Annotated in this window: 11 protein-coding genes; 4 read left to right on the forward strand and 7 right to left on the reverse strand. The window is 71.1% G+C overall.

Annotated features, from left to right (window positions below; translation table 11 throughout):
* Positions 1–38: 38 nt before the first annotated feature.
* Positions 39–551: a GNAT family N-acetyltransferase gene (locus ACIBNE_RS09350; protein WP_399270857.1), complete on the reverse strand. Its 513-nt coding sequence runs from the start codon at positions 549–551 to the stop codon at positions 39–41.
* Positions 552–692: 141 nt separating this feature from the next.
* Between ACIBNE_RS09350 and recO the strand changes: the two genes are divergently transcribed.
* Both recO and ACIBNE_RS09360 read left to right on the forward strand, forming a co-directional pair.
* Positions 693–1,442, forward strand: a complete 750-nt coding sequence (gene recO, locus ACIBNE_RS09355; protein ID WP_399270858.1) for a DNA repair protein RecO — start codon at positions 693–695, stop codon at positions 1,440–1,442.
* A 21-nt stretch (positions 1,443–1,463) separates the two neighbouring features.
* Positions 1,464–2,285, forward strand: coding sequence for an isoprenyl transferase (locus tag ACIBNE_RS09360; RefSeq protein WP_399270859.1), 822 nt, complete (start codon positions 1,464–1,466; stop codon positions 2,283–2,285).
* Between the two features lie 86 nt (positions 2,286–2,371).
* On the opposite strand, the gene ACIBNE_RS09365 is transcribed toward ACIBNE_RS09360, so the two are convergent.
* From ACIBNE_RS09365 to ACIBNE_RS09380, 4 genes are read right to left on the reverse strand one after another with little or no spacing between them, the layout of a single operon-like run.
* A complete protein-coding gene (locus ACIBNE_RS09365) occupies positions 2,372–2,785 on the reverse strand; it encodes a Fur family transcriptional regulator (protein ID WP_399270860.1) in 414 nt (137 codons plus the stop codon).
* Positions 2,786–2,841: 56 nt separating this feature from the next.
* On the reverse strand, positions 2,842–3,714 hold the full coding sequence (locus ACIBNE_RS09370) for a metal ABC transporter permease (RefSeq protein WP_399270861.1): 873 nt from the start codon (positions 3,712–3,714) through the stop codon (positions 2,842–2,844).
* Positions 3,715–3,716: 2 nt separating this feature from the next.
* A complete protein-coding gene (locus tag ACIBNE_RS09375) occupies positions 3,717–4,475 on the reverse strand; it encodes a metal ABC transporter ATP-binding protein (RefSeq protein WP_399270862.1) in 759 nt (252 codons plus the stop codon).
* Between the two features lie 38 nt (positions 4,476–4,513).
* Positions 4,514–5,518, reverse strand: a complete 1,005-nt coding sequence (locus ACIBNE_RS09380; RefSeq protein ID WP_399270863.1) for a metal ABC transporter substrate-binding protein — start codon at positions 5,516–5,518, stop codon at positions 4,514–4,516.
* 184 nt (positions 5,519–5,702) lie between these two features.
* Between ACIBNE_RS09380 and ACIBNE_RS09385 the strand changes: the two genes are divergently transcribed.
* Positions 5,703–7,085 (forward strand): glycine--tRNA ligase, encoded by a 1,383-nt coding sequence (locus ACIBNE_RS09385; RefSeq protein ID WP_399270864.1) that lies wholly within the window; start codon positions 5,703–5,705, stop codon positions 7,083–7,085.
* A gap of 63 nt (positions 7,086–7,148) precedes the next feature.
* Here ACIBNE_RS09385 and ACIBNE_RS09390 read toward each other — a convergent pair whose 3' ends face one another.
* Both ACIBNE_RS09390 and ACIBNE_RS09395 read right to left on the reverse strand, forming a co-directional pair.
* The gene (locus tag ACIBNE_RS09390) at positions 7,149–7,736 is read right to left on the reverse strand and encodes a TetR family transcriptional regulator (protein ID WP_399270865.1); all 588 of its coding nucleotides are present in this window, start codon (positions 7,734–7,736) and stop codon (positions 7,149–7,151) included.
* 31 nt (positions 7,737–7,767) lie between these two features.
* Positions 7,768–8,835 (reverse strand): aldo/keto reductase, encoded by a 1,068-nt coding sequence (locus ACIBNE_RS09395; protein ID WP_399270866.1) that lies wholly within the window; start codon positions 8,833–8,835, stop codon positions 7,768–7,770.
* Positions 8,836–9,083: 248 nt separating this feature from the next.
* On the opposite strand from ACIBNE_RS09395, the gene ACIBNE_RS09400 reads away from it, so the two are divergent.
* A complete protein-coding gene (locus ACIBNE_RS09400) occupies positions 9,084–9,305 on the forward strand; it encodes a DUF6243 family protein (protein WP_399270867.1) in 222 nt (73 codons plus the stop codon).
* Positions 9,306–9,459: the final 154 nt, after the last annotated feature.

Here is a 9,459-nt window from a genome sequence, read left to right on the forward strand (position 1 = left end):
GTGTCAGGGTTCCGGCGTCAGGCGTCGCGCGTCGCGCGTCAGCGGAGGGTCCGTGCGTACTCGACCTGGGCGACCGGGTTGCCGTCGCCGAAGTCGTGGTCGCGGGCCGCGCCCGACTCCGTGAAGCCGTTCTTGGCGTAGAAGCGGCGCGATTGGGGAGTGTCGCGCAGCGTCCACAGCCGGACCAGCCCGGTCCCGTCCTCCCGCATCCGCCGCAGCGACGCGGCCATCAGCGCCCCGGCGATGCCGCTTCCCCAGCTGTCCGGGTGGCCGTAGAAGCCCAACAGCTCCGTTTCCCCCGGCCGTCCTTCCGGCGCCGGTCCGAAGCAGGAGTAGGCGAGCGGCCGCCCGTCGCGCGCGGCCAGCAGGACGGTCGTCCTGCCCTCGGCGAGGACGCCGTGCCACTTGTGGCGCCGCTCGTCGACCGCCGAGGCGAAGAAGTCCGGGGCGAAGAAGCCGGAGTAGGCCGCCCGCCACGCCTCCGCGTGGATCTCGCCCACGGCGTCGCCGTCGGTACGCCCGGCCCTGAACACCGTGAAGTCGCTCGCCATCCGGGCACAGTACGGGCAGCGGGCCCCGGACGTCAGCCCGGTTCCCCCGGCGGACGCCCGCTGTGACGTACGCCATGCCCGCCGGCCCGGACGCGGCGGCCGTGACCGGGACTGTCGGTGGCGTACGCGACAATGGTTGCCATGAGTCTGTTCCGCGACGACGGCATCGTGCTGCGCACCCAGAAGCTGGGCGAGGCGGACCGGATCATCACGCTCCTCACGCGCGGCCACGGCCGGGTCCGCGCGGTGGCGCGCGGCGTGCGGCGCACCAAGTCCAAGTTCGGCGCCAGGCTGGAGCCGTTCTCCCACGTCGACGTGCAGTTCTTCGCGCGCGGCGGCGAGCTGGTCGGGCGCGGGCTGCCGCTGTGCACGCAGAGCGAGACCATCGCCCCGTACGGCGGCGGGATCGTCACCGACTACGGCCGCTACACCGCGGGCACGGCCATGCTGGAGACCGCCGAGCGGTTCACCGACCACGAGGGCGAGCCTGCCGTGCAGCAGTACCTGCTGCTCGTGGGCGGGCTGCGCACCCTCGCGCGCGGCGAGCACGCGCCGAACCTGATCCTGGACGCCTTCCTGCTGCGCTCGCTCGCGGTCAACGGCTACGCGCCCTCGTTCGACGACTGCGCGCGCTGCGGTCTTGAGGGGCCCAACCGGTTCTTCTCGGTCGCGGCGGGCGGAGTCATATGCGGGGACTGCCGGGTGCCCGGCAGCGTCGTACCCTCTGCGGAGGCCGTCGGGCTGCTGAGCGCGCTGCTCACGGGAGACTGGGCGGCTGCGGACGCGTGCGAGGCGCGTCACGTCAGGGAGGGCAGCGGGCTGGTGTCCGCCTATCTGCACTGGCACCTGGAGCGCGGCCTGCGCTCGCTGAGGTACGTAGAGAAAAGCTAGGACTGGGGAGACGTGAACCGCATGGCACGACGCGGGATTCTGGGCCGCAACCGGCGCGAGTACAAGGCACCCGAGCCGCATCCCTCGGGCGCCCGCCCGCCGAAGATCCCGGGCGAGCTCGTGCCGAACCACGTGGCCGTCGTCATGGACGGCAACGGCCGCTGGGCCAAGGAGCGCGGCCTGCCGCGCACCGAGGGGCACAAGGTCGGCGAGGGCGTCGTCATGGACGTCCTCAAGGGCTGCATCGAGATGGGCGTCAAGAACCTCTCGCTGTACGCGTTCTCGACCGAGAACTGGAAGAGGTCCCCGGAAGAGGTGAAGTTCCTGATGAACTTCAACCGGGACGTCATCCGCCGCCGCCGCGACGAGATGGACGAGCTGGGCATCCGCATCCGCTGGGTGGGCCGCATGCCCAAGCTGTGGAAGTCGGTCGTCCAGGAGCTCCAGGTCGCCCAGGAGCAGACCGTCGACAACGACGCGATGACGCTCTACTTCTGCGTCAACTACGGCGGGCGCGCGGAGGTCGCGGACGCCGCGCAGGCCATCGCGCGGGACGTCGCGGCCGGGCGGCTCGACCCGTCGAAGGTCAACGAGAAGACCTTCGCGAAGTACCTCTACTACCCGGACATGCCGGACGTGGACCTGTTCGTGCGCCCCAGCGGCGAGCAGCGCACCTCCAACTACCTGATCTGGCAGAGCGCGTACGCCGAGATGGTCTTCCAGGACGTGCTGTGGCCGGACTTCGACCGCCGCGACCTGTGGCGGGCCTGTCTGGAGTACGCCCAGCGCGACCGCCGCTTCGGCGGGGCGCAGGAGGTACTCCCGGAGCAGGCGAAGGGCTGAGCACCCGACGTATCCGAAGTGCACGAAGTAAGGGGCGCCCCTCCTGGAGGGGCGCCCCTTACTCGTCACACTCGTGAACCGTCCCGCTACTGCTTGGCCGCGCACTCCGCGCACGTGCCGAAGATCTCCACGGTGTGCGCCACGTTCACGTACCCGTGCTGCGTCGCGATCGACTCCGCCCACTGCTCCACGGCGGGGCCCTCGACCTCGACGGCCTTGCCGCACATCCGGCACACCAGGTGGTGATGGTGGTCACCGGTCGAACAGCGGCGGTAGACGGACTCTCCGTCGTTGGTGCGCAGCACGTCCACCTCGCCCGCGTCCGCGAGGGACTGGAGGGTGCGGTAGACCGTGGTGAGTCCGACCGAGTCGCCCTTGTGCTTGAGCATGTCGTGCAGCTCCTGGGCGCTGCGGAACTCGTCCACCTCGTCGAGTGCCGCCGCCACGGCAGCCCGCTGCCGGGTCGACCGGCCGCGCACCGGGGGGCCCGCAGTCGTCACAGGTGCCTCCTTCGTTCGCCCGAACACGTCTGTCGGGCCATTCTGCCAGGCCCGGCTCAGACCTTGGCCTCCCTCGTGCAGGTGCCTGCCACCGCGTCGGCGTCCCGCAGCGCGCGGGCGCGCCTTCTGGCCAGGGGTGCGGCGAGCGCCGTCAGGAGCACGAAGACGCCGATGGCCAGCAGGACGATCGTCGCGCCGGGGGGTACGTCCTGGTAGTAGGACGTCACTGTTCCGGACAATGTGACGGCCGTGCCGATGACCACGGCCAGCACGAAGGTGACCGTGAAGGAACGGGAGACCTGCTGGGCGGCGGCGACCGGCACCACCATCAGCGCGCTGACCAGCAGCAGCCCGACGACCCGCATGGCGACCGTCACGGTCACCGCGGCGGTCACCGCGATCAGCAGGTTCAGCGCCCGCACCGGAAGGCCGGTGACCCGGGCGAACTCCTCGTCCTGGCTGACCGCGAAGAGCTGCCTGCGCAGTCCGACGGTGACGAGCACCACGAAGGCGGCCAGCAGGCAGATCGCGGTGACGTCCTCGTCCGAGACGGTGGAGAGCGAGCCGAAGAGGTACGAGTTGAGGTTGGCGTTGGAGCCGGTGTCCGAGAGGTTGATCAGCAGGACGCCGCCCGCCATGCCGCCGTAGAAGAGCATCGCGAGCGCGATGTCGCCGCGCGTCTTGCCGTACGCGCGGATCAGCTCCATCGTCACGGCGCCCGCGACGGAGACGAGCGTGGCCATCCAGACGGGGTTGGTGGAGAGCAGGAAGCCGAGGCCGACACCGGTCATCGCGACGTGCCCGATGCCGTCGCCCATCAGGGCCTGGCGGCGCTGGACGAGGTAGATGCCGACGGCGGGGGCGGTGATGCCGACCAGTACGGCGGCCAGCAGCGCCCGCTGCATGAAGGCGGTCTCAAGGATTTCCATGGTCAGCTCAGCAGTCCCGTACGGATCGGCTCGGCGGCCGAGTGGGGGTGGACGTGGTCGTGGCCGGGCAGGGCGTGCTGGCCCACGGCCTCCGGGGGCGGGCCGTCGTGCGTGACGCAGCCCTCGCGCAGCACCACCGCGCGGTCGATCAGCGGCTCCAGCGGGCCCAGTTCGTGCAGCACGAGCAGCACGGTCGTGCCGCGCTCCACCTGCGCGCGCAGGGTGTCGGCGAGGATCTCCTGGCTGGCGAGGTCGACCCCGGCCATCGGCTCGTCCATGATCAGCAGTTCGGGTTCGGAGGCCAGGGCGCGGGCGATGAGCACCCGCTGGTGCTGGCCGCCGGAGAGCGCCTCGACGGAGTCCTTGGCGCGCTCCGAGAGGCCCACCAGCGCGATGGCCCGGTCGACGGCCGCGCGGTCGGCCCGGGAGGGCCAGCCCAGCTTCGTGCGGGAGAGCCGGCCGGACGCGACGACCTCGCGGATCGTGGCGGGGACGCCGCCGGCCGCCGTGGTGCGCTGCGGGACGTACCCGACGCGGGCCCAGTCGCGGAAGCGGCGCTGCGGGGTGCCGAACAGCTCGATGGTGCCGCTGTCGAGGGGCACCTGGCCGATCACGGAGCGCACGGCGGTCGACTTGCCCGAGCCGTTCGCGCCGAGCAGCGCCACGACCTCGCCGGCGCGCACGGTGAGGTCGACGCCGCGCAGCACGGGGCGCCCGCCGAGGGTCGCCGTCGCTCCTTGGACGGATATGACGGGATCCATGGCACGCTCCTTCGTTGCTGCTGGTGTCGCCGGGGTGGTCACTTGGCGCCGAGCGCCTTCTGGAGCGCGGTGAGGTTGGACTCCATGACCTCGATGTAGTCGGCGCCCTTGGACTTGTCGGTGATCCCCTCCAGGGGGTCCAGGACGTCGGTCTTGAGGCCGGTGTCCTTGGCGAGGGTCTTGGCCGTCTTGTCGCTGGCCAGGGTCTCGAAGAAGACCGTGGAGACCTTGTCCTTCGCCGCGACGCCCTGGAGTTCCTTGATCCGGGCCGGGCTCGGGTCGGACTCGGGGTCGATGCCGGAGATGGACTCCTGCTCCAGGTGGTAGCGCTCGGCGAGGTAGCCGAAGGCGGAGTGCGTGGTGATGAAGGTCCGGGTCGCGGTGGTCTTCAGGCCCGTTTCGAACTTCTTGTCCAGCGCGGTCAACTCGCCGACGAGCGCGGTGGTGTTCTTCCGGTACGCGGCCGCGTTGTCGGGGTCGGCCTTCTCCAGGGAGGCGCCGACGCCCTTGGCGACCTCGGCGTACTTCACGGGGGACAGCCAGATGTGGGGGTCCTTGCCGCCCTCGGAGCCGTGGTCGTGACCGTGGTCGCCGTCGTGCTCCTCGCCGTCGCCGTGCTCGTCGCCGTGCTCGTCGGGGCCGTGGTCGTGGCCCGCGCTCGCGCCGTGGGACTCCAGCGAGGTGAGGGTCGCCGCGTCGGTCCTGTGCTTCACGCCGGACTGGTCGATGGCCTTGTCCACGGCGGGCTGGACGCCCTTGAGGTAGAGGACGTAGTCCGCCTCGCCGAGCCGGGCGGTCTGCCGGGGGCTGAGCTCCAGGTCGTGCGGCTCGACGCCGGGCTTGGTGAGGGTCGAGACGGAGACGTGCTCGCCGCCTATGCGCTCGGCGAGGTACTGCATCGGGTAGAACGACGCGACCACGTCCAGCTTCCCGCCGTTCTTGTGGTCGGCGGCGTCGGAGGAACCGCAGGCGGAGAGGGTGACCAGACCGAGGGCCACGGCTCCAGCGACCGCGGTCGTGGGTATCAGTCGTCGTACGTTCATGACACTCATTTTCAACAAAAGTGGAAACGATTGTCAACAAGCCCTACGAGATGACCGCCGCGGGCCCGGGACGTGGCCGGAGCCCGCCTCCGAGGGGATACCGATTTGATCCGGGGGGCGGGCCCGCCGGTAATCTGAAGGCTTCGCCGTTCCCTTTCGTCGTCGTCGTAATGAAGAGAGCAACGTGGCCGCCGACAAGATCGACACCATCGTCAACCTGAGCAAGCGCCGTGGCTTCGTCTACCCGTGCAGCGAGATCTACGGCGGCCAGCGTGCCGCCTGGGACTACGGGCCGCTGGGTGTCGAGCTGAAGGAGAACATCAAGCGCCAGTGGTGGCGTTACATGGTCACCTCGCGCGAGGACGTCGTCGGCATCGACTCGTCGGTCATCCTGGCCACCGAGGTCTGGGAGGCGTCGGGTCACGTCGCCACCTTCACCGACCCGCTGACCGAGTGCACCTCCTGCCACAAGCGCTTCCGCGCCGACCACCTGGAGGAGGCGTACGAGGAGAAGCACGGCAAGGCCCCCGCGAACGGCCTCGCCGACCTCAACTGCCCCAACTGTGGCAACAAGGGCACCTTCACGGAGCCCAAGAACTTCTCCGGTCTGCTCGCCACGCACCTCGGCCCGACCCAGGACTCCGGCTCGGTCGCCTACCTGCGCCCCGAGACCGCCCAGGGCATCTTCACCAACTTCGCCCAGGTGCAGACCACTTCGCGCAAGAAGCCCCCGTTCGGCATCGCGCAGATGGGCAAGTCCTTCCGGAACGAGATCACTCCGGGCAACTTCATCTTCCGCACGCGCGAGTTCGAGCAGATGGAGATGGAGTTCTTCGTCAAGCCGGGCGATGACGAGCAGTGGCAGGAGTACTGGATGCAGCAGCGCTGGAACTGGTACACCGGCCTGGGCCTGCGCGAGGAGAACATGCGCTGGTACGAGCACCCGCAGGAGAAGCTCTCCCACTACTCGAAGCGCACCGCCGACATCGAGTACCGCTTCTCCTTCGGCGGCAGCGAGTGGGGCGAGCTGGAAGGCGTCGCCAACCGCACCGACTACGACCTGAACGCCCACTCCAAGGCGTCCGGCGCCAACCTCACGTACCTGGACCAGGAGTCCGGCGAGCGCTACACGCCGTTCGTCATCGAGCCCGCCGCCGGTGTCGGCCGCACGATGCTCGCCTTCCTGCTCGACGCGTACATCGAGGACGAGGCCCCGAACGCCAAGGGCGTCCTGGAGAAGCGCACCGTGCTGCGCCTCGACCACCGCCTGGCCCCGGTCAAGGTCGCGGTCCTCCCGCTCTCCCGCAACGCGCAGCTCTCCCCGAAGGCCAAGGGCCTCGCGGCGGACCTGCGGCAGAACTGGAACATCGAGTTCGACGACGCGGGCGCCATCGGCCGCCGCTACCGCCGTCAGGACGAGATCGGCACCCCGTTCTGCGTCACCGTCGACTTCGACACCCTCGACGACAACGCGGTGACCGTGCGCGAGCGCGACACCATGAAGCAGGAGCGCGTCTCCCTGGACCAGATCCAGGGCTACCTCGGCTCGCGCCTGCTGGGCTGCTAGTCGGTCGTTCCGCACGGAGCCCCCGGTCCTGATCTCCTCAGGGCCGGGGGCTCCCGCGTGCCGTCAGCGGGTGAGCAGGCCGCGCATCAGGAGCTCCTCGACGGCCGTGTACTCGGCGGCGATCGTGGGCCTGGACCACTCCGCCGCGTACGCCGGGTCGTGGAACCGCGCCGTCGCGTCGAAGACCGCGTGCGCCGCGACCGCCGGGTCGTCCACCGTGAACAGGCCGCCGTCGGCGCCCTCCCTGACGATGCCCGAGAGCTGTTCGACCAGCTCCCGGATGTGCAGGTCGACCACTCCGCTGTTCTCCCCGAGGAGCACGCTGTACGTCGCGAACAGCTCGGGGTCGGCGCCCGCCTTCTTGCGCTTGGCGTCGAAGAGCGCCGCGAGCCAGGAGCGGAGCTTGTCGGGCGCGGACAGCCCGGCGTCCTCGGTGATCTCCGCCAGCTCCACCACCGTCCGCTCCAGCCAGCGGTTGGTCACGGCCTCGCGCAGGGCCGCCTTCGTGCGGAAGTGGCGGTACACGCTGCCGTGGCTGACGCCGAGCGCCCGCGCCACGTCGACGACCGTCGCTTTCGTGTGGCCGTAGCGGCGCAGGACGTCCTCGGTGGCTTCGAGGATCCGCTCGGGGGTCAGGGCTTCGGTGGTCATGACACCGACGGTACCCGTCGGCGGTGACGGCTCACCGCTCGCTGTCGAGGTGGGCCATCTGGTTGGCCGGGTACCGCTCGCCGGCGGCGGCGTCCGCTGGCACCGCGGCCTCGATCGCGGCGAGGTCGTCCGCGGTGAGCACGACGTCCAGGGCGCCCAGCGCCTCGGTGAGGCGGTCGCGGCGGCGGGCGCCGACCAGCGGGACGACGTCGGCGCCGTGCCGCGGGCCCTGGGCGAGCACCCAGGCGATCGCGGTCTGGGCGACCGTGGCGCCCTTGTCGTCGGCGATCTCGCGCAGCGCGTCGACCAGGTCGAGGTTGTGCCGGAGGTTGTCGCCCTGGAAGCGCGGGCTCATGCCGCGGAAGTCGTTCGCCGCGAGCTCGCGGTCGCGGGTGAAGTGGCCGCTGATCAGGCCGCGGGAGAGCACTCCGTACGCGGTGACGCCGATGCCCAGCTCGCGGGCGGCGGGGAGGATCTCGGCCTCGATGCCGCGCGAGATCAGCGAGTACTCGATCTGGAGGTCGGAGACCGGGGCGACGGCCGCGGCCCTGCGCAGCGTGTCGGCGCCGACCTCGGAGAGCCCGATGTGCCGCACGTGCCCTGCCTCGACCAGCTCGGCGATGGCGCCGACCGTCTCCTCGATCGGCACGTCGGGGTCGACGCGGGCGATCCGGTAGATGTCGATGTGGTCGGTGCCCAGGCGCTGGAGGGAGTACGCGGCGAAGTTCCTGACCGCGTCCGGACGGCCGTCGTAGCCGGTGAAGCCGCCCTCGACGGTGCGCAGCGCGCCGAACTTCACGCTGGTCAGCGCCTGCTCGCGCAGGGCGGCGGGCGCGGTGCGCAGCGCCTCGTTGATCAGCAGTTCGTTGTGGCCCATGCCGTAGAAGTCGCCGGTGTCCAGGAGCGTGATCCCGGCTTCGAGCGCGGCGTGGATCGTCGCGACGGACTCGGCGCGGTCGGCGTCGCCGTACAGCGCGGACATGCCCATGCAGCCGAGGCCGAGGGGGGAGACCAGGGGGCCGGTGGCGCCGAGGGGGCGGAGGCCGCGGGGGGAAGTGGTGAGGGAGGCCGGGGAGGCCGAGGGAGTCGAGGAGGTCATGGCACGACTATGGCATGACAGCTGACAGATTTCAATATCTGTCAGCTGTCATCTGTCAGTCGTGGTGCCGCGTCGCCTCCCGTCGGCCGCCGCGCCCCGCGAAATTCACGTGCCCCGCCGCCGTCCGCCCGGTACGGTCGGCGCCATGTCTTCTTCGTTCTTCCAGATCTACGAGTGAGAGCGCGACGGGCACGCCCGTCGCAGCCGGACGACCATCAGGACCACTTCTCACCGAACGGGAGAACCCCATGGCCAAGAGCCGCAACAACCTCCTCGGCGTGGGCGGACAGCGCAAGAAGCTGTCCCGCGCCGACCAGCAGGGCAACGGCCCGTCCCGCAACGCCGCCCGCCAGTCCGCGGCCGAGCAGAAGCAGGAGCTGCTGCGCAGGATGCGCGAGCGCCAGGAGCAGCCGGCCGACCAGCGGGACGGCCAGTCGGCCGACCGGCAGGACGCGCCGCGGGAGGGCTGAACCTCCGCCCCGTGAACAGCGGCGGGGGCCGCCCCCCGGCCGCGGGGCGGGGCCCCCCCCCCCGGGGGGGGGCCCGGGGCCCCCCCGCCCCCCCCCCCGGCGGGGCCCGGGGGGGGGGCGCCCCCCCCCCCCCCCCCCCCCCCCCCGGCCCCCG

The organism is Streptomyces sp. NPDC050504 (assembly GCF_044458065.1).
Taxonomy (GTDB): Bacteria; Actinomycetota; Actinomycetes; order Streptomycetales; family Streptomycetaceae; genus Streptomyces.